This window comes from Paraburkholderia phytofirmans OLGA172 (assembly GCF_001634365.1).
Taxonomy (GTDB): domain Bacteria; phylum Pseudomonadota; class Gammaproteobacteria; order Burkholderiales; family Burkholderiaceae; genus Paraburkholderia.
In genome coordinates this window covers 2,997,323-3,013,672 of the sequence record NZ_CP014579.1, presented here as the reverse complement: position 1 = coordinate 3,013,672, position 16,350 = coordinate 2,997,323, and the positions used below count along the sequence as shown (strand labels likewise).

Below are 16,350 nucleotides of genomic sequence, written 5' to 3'. Positions count from 1 at the left end.
GCTTTCAGGAGTGACGGGGCCGCCTCGGTCGCTTTGTGTCTTTCGCATCCCTGCTGCAATCAGAGATCGATCGAGGTCCGCGTCGGACAGGGTTCGGCCAGTTTGGGACATTCGACATAGGCTTTTGAATCGTCGAAAATTCAGCCAGATCCAACAGAGGATGCCCTGATAACTAGGTAAAAACGATGAATATTCGCTTCCCTAAACCACTTGCCCATGGCGATCTCATCGCGATAACTGCACCCTCATCTGGGGTGCCTGCGCCTTTGTACCCACGCCTCGACCGGGCAATCGACGCGTTACGCAAGCGGGGTTATCGGGTGCTCGAGGGTGAATGTCTTCGCCAGCAATACAAGTCTGCCAGCGCTGCGCGCGAACAACGTGCTTCGGAGTTGATGCGATTTCTCACGGAACCCGGAATTGCAGCGGTGATGCCGCCGTGGGGTGGCGAACTCGCAATGGAATTGCTCCCGCTTCTCGACTTCCGTGCGCTGGCGGACGTCCCGGCCAAATGGTTCTCTGGCTTTTCCGACCTTAGTACACTGCATCTCCCGCTCACTACCATTGCAGGCTGGGCGACGTTGCATGGCCCCAATCTGATGCAGCTTGGGGGTGCAGATACCGATGCAGTTACGGCCGCGATCTGGGACGTCCTTACCGTACAGCCCGACACCCCTTTTTCCCAGGGAGCTTTGCAACGTCACCAAAGCAAGGGTGTTGATCGGCCCGCTGGATCCGGCGCCATACCTTTGTTCGACGAAAAGACAACCTGGAAGCGATTGGATCGCAGCAAGTCTGATATCGAGCTCTCCGGGCGACTCATTGGGGGGTGCCTGGACACCATTTCGAGACTCGTCGGCACATCGTTTGGCAACGTGCCAGGCTTTGTCGAGTCATCTTTGGCCGACGGGACGCTCCTCTATCTGGAAAACGCGGAGATGAAGCCCTGCGAGCTGGTTCGCTCTCTCCTCAACCTGCGCTTGAGTGGGTGGTTCGAGGGGCTGTCAGGAGTATTGATAGGACGGAGTGCAGCACCGGATAGCGTCCAGTCCGATGAACTGAGCTATATCGATGCGTTGCGATCGGTTCTTGGCGACATTCAGTGCCCCGTTATGTATGACATGGATATTGGGCATGTCCCTCCGCAGCTGTCGCTCGTCAACGGCGCGTTGGCTCAAGTCAAGCTACGTGATGGATGCGGAACCATAGTTCAACGGCTAGCTTAACCAGGCCACTAGGCCGATCTCTTCGCCCGAAGTGGGACCGAGTGCGTTAAGGGTTATTCGATGCCTGCCAACACGCGCAGAGGCACCGTCACATTCCTGTGGCCGATGGCAGGCATCGAATAACCCTTAACGCGTGCCACCGATCGACGTCGGGCAGCGACCGGCCATGAAGCGTCATTCGCGAGCAACTTCGCTCGGACATTCAGGCGTCGGTTCCACTCAGGAACCGGCCATTCAATTCGGAATGTTGAAGCGTCGCTTGTCGGCCAGTCCGATCATTCGAGCCTTCCAGTATTTGGCCAATTTTGAATGACCGGTCTCGGAAAAATCGAACAGGCGCTAACGCCCCCTGAGCCGCCAGTGCAAGCAAGAGCGCGAATGCCCATGGCATCTTGATTGCGCAGGTCAATCGCACCCCGACGTGCAGCCGGACTGCTACGAAATTCGCCAGGCGGCGCTCAGGTGTTGATCCAGACGCGCGCCTGCTCCAGCTCGTTGAGGTGGAACGCCTTGACTTCGGCCTTCGTAAAGAAACGCGCCAGATGCATCGAGGCACGGATCCAGCCGGTATCGGCCACCACGGCGGCGCGCGTGACCTTGCGGGCCACGGAAACGCCGAGCGTTATATCGGTCCACAGCGCCTTCGGCTCGATGCCGGTGAAATGCTCGATGCGTTCGAGCACGCGGGCCTTGCCGTTCAGTTCGAGATCACCACGCATGCGTTCAATGGCTTCGCGCAAGTCGTGGTCGGTGATTTTGCCCTCGACTGAAATTTCGATGACAGGGGAATCGGGCTCGGTGTGATACAGGATCATGGCAAGACCGCCTGACCAGGGAGACGTTACACGCTCAGGCGCGGCGCGGATGAGCCTGGCGTTCGATAATTTCTTCACGATACCCCTTTTCACACGGCTCGGTTAGCCAGGTTTAGCGCCGCTTAGAGTACGTTGACGGCCTCGGCCCGTTACCATCTTCCCGCCCGTGCGACACGTGTCGCGGCATGGCCGGCCGCGCGGTTTATCGCTCGCCCATTCCTGCTCGTCAGGTCCACCATTGCCATCATTTGTCTGATGAAAGCTGTGATCAGTCGTTTATCATGGTCGGCTCACGTCGTTTGCAGGAACCGTCAGTAAGTATGATGAATACCCGAAAGATTTTGATGATTATTGGAGGGCTCCTGCTCGGAGCAGTAGGGACCATGTACTTGATGCTCCTTCAGGCGGACCGCCGCTCAATGGCAGAAGTCACGGCCGCCATGCATGAGTCCGCACAGCCTCCCGTCGTCGATTCGCGCGTCGGCGATCACGCGACGGAAGGCAGCATTGACCAATCGAAGCCGTCCGGCGGAATCACGAAAAGCACTGCCATCGCGCAGGAGCCGGCGGTTCCCGCTGCGGGTCCTGCTCTGGCAGTAGCACCTGCGCCCATGACGGCCGCGTCCGCATCCAGTCCGGCCGCCTCACAAGTCACCGGGCAACCGAAACCGGAGGCACAACCGAAGCAGGTGCCGTCGACAGCAGTCGCGACGGTGACCGTGCAGGACTCGGGTGCGCCGAAGGTGGTTCCGGCGCAGCGCGCCCTGCGTGGACGAGACGATCTGGACCATCGCGCGATAACGACTCGAGGCGCGACACCGGAAACGGACGAACTGGTCAGGGAATCGGCGAAGCTCGATCCATCGTTGCCTCCGCCGGATATGTCGGCCGCTCGCGCCGCCATGGACCAAAGTAGCTCCAAGCCAGGCACGGGCTCGAACCCGGTCGCGGCCGCGATGACGGATCAGCTCGTCAGGGAATCGGCGAAGCTCGACCCTTCGCTGCCGCCGCCCAAGTAACCGGCTTCTCCGGCAGCGCGTGCGGCGGCATGAACTCTCCCGGCACTTGAGCACGGCGCTCCAGCGCTTGGTGTAAGGCGCCCGAAGCAAGCGAATTGGCCGTCGCCATCTACAGTTGAGCACTGTGGAATGACCGCTATCAGAGAAGTTGGCCGCCTCCTCAGGGGCGCATGCTGGCGATCGCCGTCGGGCGGTGACCGGCCGGCCAATTGTTGCCGTTCGCAAAAGATATAAAGCCGCCATTCCAACGGCCGATTCACCTCGATAGCGGTCCTTTCGGTCAAGCCCAGGATCGACGCGATGGGCCAAATCCGGAAATGGCCACCCCACCTCTTTTTATCAGCTCGTCGGCGGGCACGAGTAGACTGGTCAATTGGGGCAATGTTTGCATATGATGCCTTGATGCCTTGATGCCTGCGCACGGTGCATGACAATTGCAAATTGCTCGAAGAGCAGGGAGGAATGTCCATGTTTCGTAAACTCGTGATTGGCGCGCTAGGCGCCATGGCTGCCTTGTTCTCGACTACGGCATTCGCGCAAGGTACTGCGGCGGACGCTAAGGCCATGCTTGGAAAGACGGTTGCGGCCATCAAAGCCGAAAAGGCCAAGACGCTCGACCAGATCAACAAGGGCGAAAACGGCTTCCTTGTTGGCGACCTCTATCCGTTCTGCTTCAATCTCAGCGATGGACTCCTCGTCGCGGTCGGCAATCCCAACGTTAAGGGGTTGCTCGGCAAGGATGCGAGGACATTCAAGGACCCTACGGGCGACGTGTATGGCCCAAGGCTCTATGATGCGGCAAAAGAGGGCCAGGTTAATGAGGTCAGCTACATGTCTCCCAAGGCCGGCGCTGACAAGACGTGGGTGCCGAAGGCGAGCTTCGTTACCGCGGTCGCCGGCCTGGGATGCGGCGTCGGTTACTACAAGTAGTCCGACCAAACCAACCGTCAGTAGTCCGACCAAACAAACCGTCATATGGGCGCCGAACTGCCGAACTGCCGAACTGCCGAACTGCCGAACTGCCGAACTGCCGAACTGCCGAACTGCCGAACTCCGACGCCCACACCATGCTATTTTCTCGCGTGACCGGTCAGTTCTGATCCCCTTCACTTCGCATGTGCGGTTTGCCATCGAGGCTGGTCAGTTTTGATATCCGCCTCGGGTCATTCGCGTCGATATTGTCACGTCTGCTACCTTGTCTGCTATCCACAAGAACCGGTGCACGTGGCAAGCCTGCGCGGATGACCGGATCTCTCTGTTAGCTGCCCTTGGATGCTCGGCCACGCGATCGGTGCGAATGGGTCGACTACGGTCTGACGAGCGATGCGCGGCTTACGCAACGATAGACAACGGCGGACAACAGCAACGTTTTACTGACCGTCCATCGGCACGGGCTGAACCGCGGGCGCAGCGGGTGCGGCAGTGCCGGTTTGCGACGATCCGTTTGCTGAAGAACCGTAACCGGTGGTGTCATGCTGTGCGGCTACGCGTGCTTCGGCTGCCTGAATGTCAGCGGGGTAGGCAGAGTCATTCGAAGTGGCGGGGTTGTAGCCGGCCTGTTCAATCTGGATCAGTTGCGCCTTGACCTCGGCGCGGGTAAGCGGTTGCTCCGATTGAGCGAACGAAGCCACCGGGGCCGCAAGAACAACAACCAGTGCGACTACTTTGATCAGCGATTTCATGATGCTTCCCTCCGAGGATGTTTTATCGGGCGCCACAACGTGGGTTCGGCGGCCTATGGAGGGATTCTAGGAAGCGGGTGATCCAGGGCAAACCGCTAAACGGATAATTCAGTCTTGCAGCAAATGATAAGTCGGCGTTATGTAATGCTCTTCGTAAGATATGAAGATTTTCTTCAGACGCCAGAATGGTAATGGCGAGCCTGGACAACGGCATGTCGATGCTCGACGTCGACGCGTACTGGCAGATGATCGTGAAGGGCAGCATTCTCGTGCTGGCTGTATGGATCGATGTGGTGTCGGGGTCGAACCGGCGGTAAGGCATGTGGTGGTGCGTCATGCGAATGCTGACGCACCGCCGGCTGAGCGATCAGACGTGCCCGCAAATCCATTAAGCACCTGTTGTCAGTTCACGCCGAGCAACGACTTCGGCTCCATGAAGGCTTCCAGCCCGAACGTGCCATATTCCCGCCCGATGCCCGATTGCTTGAAGCCGCCGAATGGTGCTGCCGGTTCGTGTGCCAACGTGTTGATCAGTACGCGTCCTGCGTCGATGCGAGTGGCGACTGCGCGAGCCCGCGCCGCATCGGCTGAGAGTACGTAGGCTTGCAGCCCGTAGCTTGTGTCGTTGGCGATCGCGATCGCTTCCTCGGTATCGCGATACGCAATGATCGACAGCACCGGCCCAAAAATCTCCTCGCGGGCAATCGTCATGTCGTTGCTGACGCCGCTAAATACGGTGGGCCGCACGAACCAACCATGCTCCAGTCCTTCCGGTCGGCCCTCGCCACCGGCAATCAATCGCGCACCTTCGTCGATGCCGATGCGGATGTAGCATTGCACGCGCTCCCACTGCTTACGGCTGACCATCGGGCCGATCTGCGTAGCCGGATCGCGCGGATCGCCGGCTTGCATGCGGGCGACTTCAAAGCGCACGCGCTCCTCGAACTCCGCCGCGCGGCTTTGCGGCACAAGAATCCGCGTGCCGGCGATACACGCCTGACCGCTGTTCATGAATCCTGCCTGGAGCGCTAACGGCACCGCTTCCGCGAAATCGGCGTCGTCGAGTATGACCATCGGCGATTTGCCGCCCAACTCTAACGTGACGCGTTTCAATGTCTCGGCGCCGGTGCGCAGGATCGTCTTGCCGACCGGCGTCGATCCGGTGAAGGAAATCTTCGCCACGTCCGGATGCGCGCTGATTTCCGCACCCACAGTGTCGCCCCGGCCCGTGACGATATTGAACACGCCCGCGGGCAAGCCGGCTTCGTGCAGCACCGCGGTGATGATGCGTGTCTGAATCGCGCTCATCTCGCTCGGTTTAATGACGGCTGTGCAGCCCGCTGCAATCGCCGCTGCCAGCTTCCCGCAGATAAAGCCGCCATTGCTGTTCCACGGCGTAATCAGTCCGGCGACGCCGAGCGGCTGCATGACGACCTCTGCCGTGCCGGCGTGGCGCGTGAACTCATAGGTCCGCAAGACCTTGGTGACTTCCGCCAGCACGTCGGCTGCATATTTCGCCATCCAGCGCGCGCGTGAGACCGGTGCACCGTATTCCTCGACGATCGCTTCGAAAAGTTCGTCTTCTCGCGCTTGAACCGCAGCGTGCATGCGTTCGAGCAGCGCGATCCGTTCTTTCTTGCTGGTGCGGGAAAACGCCGGCAAGGCGCGTTTGGCGGCTGCGACGGCGCGGCGAGCATCTTCCGCGTCGGCCAGACGCACTCTGCCGATCACCGTTTCCTTAGCCGGGTTGAACAGGTCGAACCATTCTTCGCCGTGCGGCGTGACGAACGCGCCGTCGATATAAATCTTGTCGATGTGCTGCATGAAAGCTCCTACCCGGGAAGTCGTGTTGGCTCAACGATAGGCCCAATGGATTAAGCCGACTAGCCATATAATCAAGGATGATTCGTTGAGCAGGATAGGATAATGAAGACGCCGGGTTTGAGCGAACTGGAAGGCGTGCTCGCGGTGGCGCGCCATCGCAGCTTCCGCGCGGCGGCGACGGAACTTGGCGTGTCGACATCGGCGCTCAGCCATGCGATTGCAGCGTTGGAGGCGCGCATCGGCGTGCGGCTTTTTAATCGGACGACGCGCAGCGTGTCGTTATCCGAAGCGGGCGCGCAATTCGTCGACAGCGTGGCGCCGGCGTTGTCCACCATTCGCGAGGCCATCGAGCAGGCCGGCAGCTATCGCGACACCCCCGCGGGCACGCTGCGTATCAACACGTCGGTGGGCGCGGCGCGGCAGGTGATGCCTTTGCTGCTGGAATACCTGCGGCGCCATCCGGAGATGAAGCTGGATCTTGTCACCGAGGGGCGCATGATCGACATCGTGGTTGAAGGCTTTGACGCCGGCATTCGGTTGGCCGAGATTGTGCCGCAGGACATGATCGCCGTGCCGTTCAACCGGCCGCAGCGTTTTGCGGTCGTTGGGAGTCCGGCTTATTTCGCCGAATATCCGAAACCGCGCACGCCGGATGATCTGCGTGCACACCGCTGTATCCGGCTGCGCATGCCGAGCGGGCGTATTTATCACTGGGAGTTCGAGCGCCGCGGCCAGGCGATCAGCGTGGATGTGCAGGGCATGTTGACGCTCGATGAACCGTTGCTGGTGATGGAGGCGGCCCGCGAGGGCTTCGGACTGGCGTATATGACCGAATGGAATGTGGCGGCGGATCTGGAAGCGGGCACGCTGCAGCGTGTGCTGGAAGATTGGACGCCGGCGTTCGACGGGCTGTGTCTTTACTATCCTGGGCGACGTCATGTGCCGGCGGGGTTGCGGGCTTTGATCGAGATGATTCGGGAGGGCGGGTGATTTGGGGTGCGTTTAGCACTCGGGCATATCATGGAACCGATACGGCCTTGGCGGACAAGGCCGCGTTCCAGCTCTAAGGTTTCGATGCGCATGAGGTAATCAGCGACTTGCGCAGTTAGCAAAAATCCGCCACCTCCTCGCATCTTTCTCCGTTCAAGCCAGTTGCACTGCAGCGTGCCGTCACGCGACGAATAACATTTAATGAACTGACGCACGGCAAGCGCCGGCCCCTTTTGCTAAGGGCATCCGCCAGCGCCGCACGGATCGGCTGAAATCCCTGGCTTTCAGTCCCCCACCCACTCTTCCGTCTTATTACTGTTCCGCAGAAACAAACCTCCGCGCCAGCCCGCGCCGTTACAGCTTTCCCGCCACCGTGCAAGCTGATCGAGTCACACGATGTTTAAGCGCAGAACCTTCCTGCTAGGCGGCGCCGGCGCGCTCGGCGTGCTGCTGGTCGGCTGGTCGGTGCTGCCGCCGGGGCAGCGCCTGACCTCCTCCACGCCGCTGCCAGGGGACGGCAACCAGGTCACGCTCAACGGCTGGGTCAAAATCGCCGCGGACAACAGCGTCACGATCATGATGTGCAAAGCGGAAATGGGGCAGGGTATCCACACCGGCCTCGCGATGCTGCTGGCCGAAGAACTGGATGCCGACTGGTCGCAGGTTCGTGTCGAAAACTCGCCGATCGACAAGATTTACAACAGCGTGCAGAACATCGTCGACGATCTGCCGTTTCGCCCGGACGACGACAGCACGGTCAAGCACGCCACGGTCTGGATGACCCGCAAGCTGGTGCGCGACGCCGGCACGATGATGACGGGCGGGTCATCGAGCATCAACGATCTCTGGACGCCGATGCGTGAAGCCGGCGCCTCGGCGCGTGCGATGCTGATCGGCGCGGCGGCCGCACAATGGAATGTGCCACGCGGTGAATGCCGCACAGAGGGCGGCTTCGTATTGCACGCATCAGGCCACAAGGCGAGCTTCGGCGAACTGTGCACGATGGCCGCACAGCAGCCGCTGCCACGCAAGGTCGCGCTGAAAGATCCTGCGGACTTCAAACTGATCGGCAAACCGATGCGCCGCATCGAAGCCGCGTCGAAAATCAACGGCACGGCGCGCTTCGGCATTGACGCGCTGCCCGATGGTCTCATCTACGCGAGCGTGGTGATGTGCCCCACGCTGGGTGGCACGGTGGCGCATTTCGACGCTTCGCCGGCCAAGACCATGCCGGGTTTCATCAAGGCCTTCGCGTTGGCGGCATACGCCGGCGGCAGTGGCGGCGTCGCGGTCATCGCGGACAACGCATTTCGCGCGATGAACGCGGTTAACGCCGTCAACGTGGTGTGGAATGATGGCCCCGCAGCCACGCTGTCGAGCGCGGCTGTGGACACTCGGCTTGCGCAAGCGCTGGACGACAGCGACGGCCTCGCCTATTACCATCGCGGCGACGTCGACGCCGCATTGAGCGGCGCGGCGCGAACCATCATCGCCGAGTACCACGCACCGTACCTCGCGCATGGCGCGGTCGAACCGGTGAATTGCACGGTGCAGGTCGCCGACGGCGCGGCCACCGTCTGGGTCTCGACGCAAATGCCGGCCCTCGCGCGGCAGCACGTCGCGAAAGTGCTGGACCTCGACGCCGACAAGGTCGACGTGCAAGCACAACTGCTCGGCGGTGCTTTCGGGCGCCGTCTCGAACTCGATTTCATCGCGCAGGCCGCGGCGATTGCGCGCGAGGGCGGCGGCCATCCGGTGCAAACAATCTGGTCGCGTGCGCAGGACTTCACTCACGATTTCTATCGTCCGGCGTGCGTGTCGCGACTCAAGGCCGGTTTCGACAAAGACGGCAAGCTGGTCGCGTGGCATGCCACGTCCGCGAGTCAGGCGATCGTGCCGGAAGCCCTCGCGCGTTATTACGGCGTGCCGCGCATCCCGATCGACAAGACCACTTGCGAGGGCGCGTTCGATCAGCCCTACGAATGGCCCACCGCGCGCGTGGCGCACAAGATCGTCGAATTGCCGGTGCCGGTTGGATTCTGGCGATCGGTCGGCCATTCGCATCAGGCGTTTTTCACGGAGGGTTTTACCGACGAACTCGCCGCAGCCACCGGTCAGGACCCGATTGCGTTTCGCGCGTCGCTGCTCGCGCAGCATCCGCGCCATCTGGCGGTGTTAAGGCGCGTTGCAGCCTTATCGGATTGGGGACATCCACTGACGCATGCCGCCGATGGCACCAAGCGGGCACGCGGCATCGCGTTGCACGAAGCGTTCGGCAGTGTCGTCGCGCAGGTGGTAGAGGTATCGGTCGGCCCGAATAAGCAGATTCGCGTGCACCGGGTGGTCTGCGTGATCGACTGCGGACTGCCGGTGAATCCAAACCTGATTCGTCAGCAGATGGAGAGCGGCATCGTGTTCGGCTTGTCGACTGCGTTGCAAGACGCCATCACGATCGAGGGTGGGCAGGTGACGCAGAAGAACTTCGTCGATTTCCCAGTCGTGCGGATGAACGATTGTCCGGTGATCGAAACCGACATCATGCCGAGCCAGATGCACCCGCAGGGCGTCGGCGAACTGGGCGTGCCGCCGGTCGCGCCGGCGGTGGCCAACGCGGTGTTCGCACTGACCGGCCAGCGCTTGCGCGCGTTGCCGTTGAGGCTCGCGTGAAACGCATCGGATTGATGGAGAAAACATGGGATCGCTAAACATCAACGGCCGGGCGGTGGCGGTGCAAGCCGAGCCGGACATGCCGCTTCTGTGGGTGCTGCGCTGCGACCTCGGCATGACCGGCACCAAGTTCGGCTGCGGTGTGGGCATTTGCGGCGCGTGCACGATTCATCTGGATGGCAAAGCTGGCCTTGCCTGCCAGACACCTATGTCGAGCTTGCACGCGCAGAAGATCACGACCATCGAAGGCGTGCAGGGCGCCGAAGCGCAGGCGCTGAAGGCGGCGTGGATCGATATCGACGTGGTGCAGTGCGGCTACTGCCAAAGCGCGCAGTTGATGGCGGCCTGCGCGCTGCTCAAGCAGAAACCCAATCCGACTGACGCGGACATCGACGCGGCGATGTCCAACATCGTGTGCCGTTGCGGCACGTATCCGAGGGTGCGGGCCGCGATCCACCAGGCGGCCGCGAAGCGGCGGCCCGCTTAGGGCCACCCGAGCCGTATGCGCGTACACGCGTACGCGTATACCCGCGCGAGCCGCTCAAGCTCAATTCGCCAGCATCTCCATGACCGCGTCAATCAGGGCGCTTTGGTGGTCGCCGTTGGCATGGCCTTAGCCGGTGCCGCAGCAGCCGGAGTTGCAGCGTTAGACACCGCTGCCCCAGGCGCCGTCTGCGGATCGGTCTCCCACCCACCGCCGAGGGCGAGGAACAGGTTGACCTGATCGATCGCCACCTGACCTTCCGCGGCCGCGACTTGAGACTTCGTCGAAGTCAGCGTGCGCGTCGCATCCAGATCCGAAATGAACGACTCGCGTCCGGCGCGATACAGCCGATGCGTTTCATCCGCCGACTGGGCGGCCGACTTCAACGCGGCACGCAACGCATCGGCGCGCGAGTAGTCGGACGCATAGGTCGCGAGGTTGGTTTCGGTTTCGCGCAACGCGGTCAGCACCACGCCGTCGAACTTCGCCAGCGCGACGTCACTCGACGCTTCCGCCTCGCGCACACGCCCTCGTGCGCCATTCGTAGGGAAGGTCCAGCTGATCAGCGGACCGAAGGCCCAGCGCGCCGTCGGCGACGTGCCGAGGTCTTCCAGAATCCCGGTCAAACCCGCCGATGCCCCGATGCTCACGGTCGGATACAACGCACCCGTCGCAACCCCGATGCGCGCTGTCGAAGCCGCCAGCTGTCGCTCGGCCTCGCGCACGTCCGGGCGGCGCTTGAGCAGCGCGGCGCCGTCGCCGACCGGAATCGGCTGACGGATTTGCGGCAGCGTGCTGCAGGCCAGCACGGCCGGCGGCAATTCGGACGGCGCGCGTGCGAGCAGCGCCGCGAGCCGGTATTGCGCAATCTGGCGGCGTGCCGTGTAGCGCGGAATATCCGCCGCCAAGGTATCGACCTGGGTTTGGCCACGCGTCACATCGGTCTGATTGCCGCGGCCCGCGTCGCGCAGCCGGCGCGACACGTCCACGCGCTCCTTCTGCAATGCCAGCGACTGTTGCGCGATCCGGAGTTCTTCGGCGGCCGAGCATTGCTCGACGTAAGAGCGCACCACATCCGCGACCACCGTGATTCGCGCGAGATCGCCGGCCGCCTGCACGGATTCCGTATCCGCCGACGCCGCTTCGACGCCACGCCGCAGCTTGCCGAACAGATCGATTTCGTACGAGATGCTGATGCCGATGTCGCCTTCATTAACGACCGGCAGCTTCTGGGTAAGCAGATATTGCTCGGCCGATTCCTGCGCGCGTTCGAGCAGCACCGAACTCTTGCCGGAGAAGCCGCCCTGCGCCTGCGCAACACCTAGCGCTTCACGCGAACGCGCGAGGTTCGCCGCGGCGACGCGCAAGTCGGTATTCGATTGCAGCGCTTCGTCGACGAGGCTGTTCAGCACCGGATCGTCGTAGAGCTTCCACCAGACCGCAGGCACGTTCTGCCGCGTGGTCAGCCTGGCGTCGGCGCCTTCGATCGGCGCATTGGCGAGCGGTGCGTTGATCAGCGCCTGCTTCGGCAGCGAATAATTGGGGCCGACGTTCATGCAGCCGTTGAGCGCGAGGGCTAACGGCAAAAGCGGCAGCAGCGGCAATAAGGGCAGGGCGCGCGACAGCTTCATTGCGATGCGCCCGACATGACGGCAGCCGATGCCGGCTGCGTAGTGGAAGCAGCGGCGGCAGCCGGAGCGGCGGACGTAGACGAAGTCGAGGACATTGCCGGAGCCGAAGACATAGCCGGAGCCGCCGATGCATCCACCGAACCCGAAGCTGCCGCAGCCGGATGCTTCTTGCCGGTCGGCGACAGATCGCGCACCGACACCGTCGCCGTGCGTCCCGCGATCATGCGGAAATCAGCGGGGACTTCGTCGAGCGCAACGCGCACGGGAATCCGTTGCGCGAGCCGCACCCAGCTGAACGCCGGGTTCACGTTCGGCAGCAGATTCGACCCTTGCGTGCGGTCGCGATCTTCAATCCCCGCGACGATGCTTTGCACGTGACCGCGCAGCACCTTGGGCTCACCCATGACCTGGATATCGACCTGCTGGCCGATGTCGATGCCGCGCATCTTGGTTTCTTCGAAGTAACCGTCGACGCGGAACGAATGCATATCCACCACCGCCAGCACCGCCCGGCCCGCGGAGACGAACTCGCCGGTCCGCGGCGCACGGTCGTTCAGATAACCGTCGACCGGACTCACGATGGTGGTGCGTTGCAGATTGAGCTTGGCCGTATCGATCGCGACATTCGCATCGGCGAGCGCAGCTTCCGCCGTTTCGACACGCGAGCGGCTTTCTTCGGAGACTTCCGCCGCGACGAGGTTGCCGAGCTGGCGATTACGCGCATCTTCGCGGCGCGCCTGATCGAGGGTGGCGCGGCGTTGCTGCGCGGTGGCCTGCGCCTGGCGCAGTGCGAGCGCATAGCGTGCCTGATCGATCACGAACAGCACTTGGCCTTGCTTGACCTGCTGGTTGTCGTTCACCTCGACGGACGAGATCAGTCCCGAGATATCCGGCGCGACCTGGATCACATCGGCGCGCACGTGGCCGTCGCGGGTCCACGGTGCGAACATGTAGTAGGCGACCAGTTTCCACAGCACGAAGGCTGCAACCACGACGACGATCAGGGTCAGCAGAATTTGACCGACGGAGAACCAGGTTTTTTTCACGTTATTAGTCTGTGCGAAACGACGACGACAAGGCCCAGCACCAGCACATAGATGCCGAGATCGAAGATGGAGCGATGCCAGACGAAGCGGTAAAAGCCGACGCGCGCGAGCACCGTACGGATGGCCAGGTTGATCAGATAGGCGATCAACATCAGCACGAGCACGGCCGGCACGAACACGCCGAAGATATCGATTTCACCGATCATCGCGGGAACTGGCAAGGGGATGGATGGGGTTGCGGGACGGGCGCATCAGGCTGCAGCCTCCGGTTCGGGCGGTGTGGGTGTGATTAGCGTGGCCGGAAACAGCGAAAGACGCAAGCCGACCAGCGCGTGCAACGCGTCGCGCAAATGGCGGGCCGAGCTTTGCGAGGTCGCGCTCGGCGCATTGGCATTGGCGAGCCCTTGTGCCGTGACGCGCGCCACGGCTGCATCGATCGACGACATCAGGCTCTCGGGCACCGGTTGGCGCGCGCGCCGGTCGACGCACGTTTCGAAGTATTGGCGCACGTCTTCGAGGACATGATCGATCGCGGCCGGCGCTTCGCCGCCGAGCTTGTGGGTCAGGCGCCGCAGATCGAGCGCGTTGAAGGCGATGCGCAGATCGCGGAAGCTTTCGATCGACGGATGGCGATGGTCGTCCGTAGCGGCAAGCCGCGGGATCAGCTGCATCAGGCGGTCGAGCATGCGCGCGGCGAGATTGCGCGGGTCTTCGATTCTTCGCGTGGACGCGGTCAGCACCACGTCGGCCCAACTCGAGCGCAACAGCCGCGAGGCCGCGAGTTCAGCGCCGAACGGGCGCGTCGCGCGGGTCCACAGATAGGCATACAGCAAGCCTGCGAGGCCCGCGAGATTGCTGTTCAGGAAGATCAGGAAGTCGGCCGAGTAGGCATCCTGAATGCTGATGAAGGTGGCGGTATTGACGGCTACCAGCACCGTAACCATGTTAAACGCCGGACGCGGGATCAGCGTGCCGACGAGAATGAACGGCGCGGCGAACAGGATGACCAGCATCGGAAAATCATGCACATGCGGCAGTACGGCGAACAGGTAAATGCCGGCGGCCACCACGGCGATTGCCGTCGCGACGAAGAACCTGAACACCATGGGCGCGGGTTCGTCGAGCGCGGCGAAGAAGCAGCAGGCAATCGCCGCCAGCGTCACTGCATTGGCGCCGTCCGCCCAGCCGGAGCTGATCCACAGACTGCACGCGATGACCACCGCGGCGCCTGCCGAAACCGTCGAAAACAGCATGATGCCGCGGTCGAAAAACCGCTCGGTGCCGCCCAGCCGCCAATGGCGAAAACGTGGCCGCCACGAGCCTTCTTCGCGCGTGATGATGATGCGCAGCGAACGGCAGTCCTGCCAGACGTCGATCACCTGTTTCAGGCGCCACAGCGCGTTCGAAAGCAGCACGCCGTCCCAGTCCGCCAGCGCGGGCGGCGGCGGCTGCATCGCGGCGATGCGCTCGCGCAATGCGTTGGCGGCCGGGTCGGCGTGATAGCCGCCGCTGGCCGCGGGAAGCGGCGCGTTGAACCACGTGATGACGTCGTTGAGCAGCGCTTCGAGACCCTCCGGCCAGCTCTGGCGGCCGCTGTTGTAGAGGGCGATCAGCGGATCGGCCAGCGCCGACATCATCGGCAGCAGCAACTGCATGCGCCCGCGCAACTCGTGAGTACGAGTCAGGATGTCTGGCCGGGTATGGTCGTAGGCAAGCTGGCTCAGCAGCAGTTCCAGCCCGTTGATCGTGGACGCGATGCGCTGGCGAGCCCCCGAGATTGCCGAGCCCGCAATGCGCCCGGACAGCGTTTCGGTCGCATAGAACGCCGCGTCGCGAAACCACGCGTCGGTCCGCTCGATGATGGTGGGCGCGAGCCGGCTAGGAAACAGCGAACTGCCGACGATGCTTGCGCAAACGATGCCGAGCGTGATCTCTTCGGTGCGGCTGATCGCCAGATCGAATACGCCGCCTGGATTCGTCACCGAAGGCAGGGCGATGATCGGCATGGTGTAGGCCGCCAGCATGAACACATAGCTGCGCGCGGTGCGGTCGGCTACCGCCAGATACAGCAGCGTACCGGTCCACAACGCGACGATCACGCTGAACAGATACGGCGATTCGACGAAGGGCGGCACCAGCAGCACCGCGGCCGACGCGCCGAGCGCGGTGCCGAGCGCACGATAAAGCGCCTTGGAGCGGGTCGCGCCGACAAACGGATTCGACACGATGTAGACGGTGGCCATGGCCCAGTAGGGCCGCGGCAACTCGAGCGAGAGACCGATGTAGAGCGCGATCATCGCCGCGGCAAACGTCTTGACGGAGAACAGCCAGTCGCGGATGGACGGATAGACCATAAACCCTTACTCGGGATCCCCGGCGTTGTGCGGCGCCGCTGCGTCGGTCGTGAAAGCGGCCAGCACCCGCAAGGTCGCTTCGAGATCGCTGCGCGAGATGCCTTTCAAAGCTTGCGCCCGCAACGTATTGAGTTCTTCTTCCATTTTCGCGGTGACGGCGCGGCCTTCGTCGGTGAGCGCCACGGTCTTGGCGCGCCGGTCTTCCGGATCTTCGTCGCGGCGCATCAGGCCGGCCGCGCACAGTTGATCGAGCAGCCGCACGAGCGAGGGCCCTTCAATGCCGATGTGATCGGCCAGCGTGACCTGCCGCACTGCTTCGCCGAGCCGGCTGGCGGTCAGTAGCGGCGTAGCGCACGCTTCGGAAACGTTAAATGCCGCGAGCACGCCATGGCTCGTGCGCCGCCATTTTCTGGCAGCGACGACCAGCGTGCTGCTGACGGTGCGGCGCAAGGCATCGAGATTCGACATGGCCGATATTGTATTTCTAAAATATTCGTTAGCAAACTATTGAATTGGGATTGTTGTGAAGACGTACTCGGCAACAGCCTGCGGCCGCAATGTGACAACATTGGCTTCGAATACGGCGTGACGGTGCGGCATCTACCACAAGGG

The 16,350-nt window shown here is 62.6% G+C and carries 14 protein-coding genes and 1 pseudogene; 7 read left to right on the top strand and 8 right to left on the bottom strand.

Annotated elements, in window-relative coordinates; translation table 11 throughout:
* Nucleotides 1-185: 185 nt before the first annotated feature.
* The gene (locus AYM40_RS33400) at nt 186-1,226 is read left to right on the top strand and encodes a S66 family peptidase (protein WP_063500224.1); all 1,041 of its coding nucleotides are present in this window, start codon (nt 186-188) and stop codon (nt 1,224-1,226) included.
* A gap of 458 nt (nt 1,227-1,684) precedes the next feature.
* On the opposite strand, the gene AYM40_RS33395 is transcribed toward AYM40_RS33400, so the two are convergent.
* Entirely contained in the window at nt 1,685-2,041 is a 357-nt protein-coding gene (locus tag AYM40_RS33395) for an STAS/SEC14 domain-containing protein (RefSeq protein ID WP_063500223.1), read from the bottom strand.
* A 185-nt stretch (nt 2,042-2,226) separates the two neighbouring features.
* Here AYM40_RS33395 and AYM40_RS33390 point away from each other — a divergent pair, with 185 nt between their 5' ends.
* Nucleotides 2,227-3,060, top strand: coding sequence for a hypothetical protein (locus AYM40_RS33390; protein ID WP_236721025.1), 834 nt, complete (start codon nt 2,227-2,229; stop codon nt 3,058-3,060).
* Nucleotides 3,061-3,528: 468 nt separating this feature from the next.
* Nucleotides 3,529-3,990: a cache domain-containing protein gene (locus tag AYM40_RS33385; RefSeq protein WP_082855441.1), complete on the top strand. Its 462-nt coding sequence runs from the start codon at nt 3,529-3,531 to the stop codon at nt 3,988-3,990.
* Between the two features lie 440 nt (nt 3,991-4,430).
* Here the strand turns inward: AYM40_RS33385 and AYM40_RS33380 are convergent, their stop codons facing one another.
* Nucleotides 4,431-4,742, bottom strand: a complete 312-nt coding sequence (locus tag AYM40_RS33380; RefSeq protein ID WP_063500221.1) for a DUF4148 domain-containing protein — start codon at nt 4,740-4,742, stop codon at nt 4,431-4,433.
* Nucleotides 4,743-4,927: 185 nt separating this feature from the next.
* Between AYM40_RS33380 and AYM40_RS40950 the strand changes: the two are divergent.
* Nucleotides 4,928-5,059: pseudogene (locus AYM40_RS40950) on the top strand (sugar ABC transporter permease); the annotation flags it as partial.
* Nucleotides 5,060-5,144: 85 nt separating this feature from the next.
* Here the strand turns inward: AYM40_RS40950 and AYM40_RS33375 are convergent.
* Complete coding sequence (locus AYM40_RS33375) at nt 5,145-6,566, bottom strand: aldehyde dehydrogenase family protein (protein WP_063500220.1); 1,422 nt, start codon at nt 6,564-6,566, stop codon at nt 5,145-5,147.
* A 102-nt stretch (nt 6,567-6,668) separates the two neighbouring features.
* Between AYM40_RS33375 and AYM40_RS33370 the strand changes: the two genes are divergently transcribed.
* The 3 genes from AYM40_RS33370 to AYM40_RS33360 all read left to right on the top strand — a co-directional run bounded on the left by AYM40_RS33370 (nt 6,669) and on the right by AYM40_RS33360 (nt 10,710).
* A complete protein-coding gene (locus tag AYM40_RS33370; protein WP_063500219.1) occupies nt 6,669-7,556 on the top strand; it encodes a LysR family transcriptional regulator in 888 nt (295 codons plus the stop codon).
* Between the two features lie 396 nt (nt 7,557-7,952).
* Nucleotides 7,953-10,223 (top strand): xanthine dehydrogenase family protein molybdopterin-binding subunit, encoded by a 2,271-nt coding sequence (locus tag AYM40_RS33365; protein ID WP_063500218.1) that lies wholly within the window; start codon nt 7,953-7,955, stop codon nt 10,221-10,223.
* Nucleotides 10,224-10,248: 25 nt separating this feature from the next.
* Nucleotides 10,249-10,710 carry a (2Fe-2S)-binding protein gene (locus AYM40_RS33360; protein ID WP_063500217.1) on the top strand — a complete coding sequence of 154 codons (462 nt, stop codon included), beginning with the start codon at nt 10,249-10,251 and terminating at the stop codon, nt 10,708-10,710.
* 92 nt (nt 10,711-10,802) lie between these two features.
* Here AYM40_RS33360 and AYM40_RS33355 read toward each other — a convergent pair whose 3' ends face one another.
* Genes AYM40_RS33355 through AYM40_RS33335 form a run of 5 tightly spaced genes read right to left on the bottom strand, consistent with a single transcriptional unit; the run spans nt 10,803 to nt 16,206 of the window.
* On the bottom strand, nt 10,803-12,338 hold the full coding sequence (locus AYM40_RS33355) for an efflux transporter outer membrane subunit (RefSeq protein WP_063500216.1): 1,536 nt from the start codon (nt 12,336-12,338) through the stop codon (nt 10,803-10,805).
* Entirely contained in the window at nt 12,335-13,384 is a 1,050-nt protein-coding gene (locus AYM40_RS33350; RefSeq protein WP_063500215.1) for an efflux RND transporter periplasmic adaptor subunit, read from the bottom strand. The genes AYM40_RS33355 and AYM40_RS33350 overlap by 4 nt, the downstream gene beginning before the upstream one ends.
* Nucleotides 13,381-13,590: a DUF1656 domain-containing protein gene (locus AYM40_RS33345; protein ID WP_007176114.1), complete on the bottom strand. Its 210-nt coding sequence runs from the start codon at nt 13,588-13,590 to the stop codon at nt 13,381-13,383. The genes AYM40_RS33350 and AYM40_RS33345 overlap by 4 nt, the downstream gene beginning before the upstream one ends.
* A 45-nt stretch (nt 13,591-13,635) precedes the next feature.
* Nucleotides 13,636-15,738, bottom strand: a complete 2,103-nt coding sequence (locus AYM40_RS33340) for an FUSC family protein (protein WP_063500214.1) — start codon at nt 15,736-15,738, stop codon at nt 13,636-13,638.
* 6 nt (nt 15,739-15,744) lie between these two features.
* Nucleotides 15,745-16,206 (bottom strand): MarR family winged helix-turn-helix transcriptional regulator, encoded by a 462-nt coding sequence (locus AYM40_RS33335; protein WP_063500213.1) that lies wholly within the window; start codon nt 16,204-16,206, stop codon nt 15,745-15,747.
* Nucleotides 16,207-16,350: the final 144 nt, after the last annotated feature.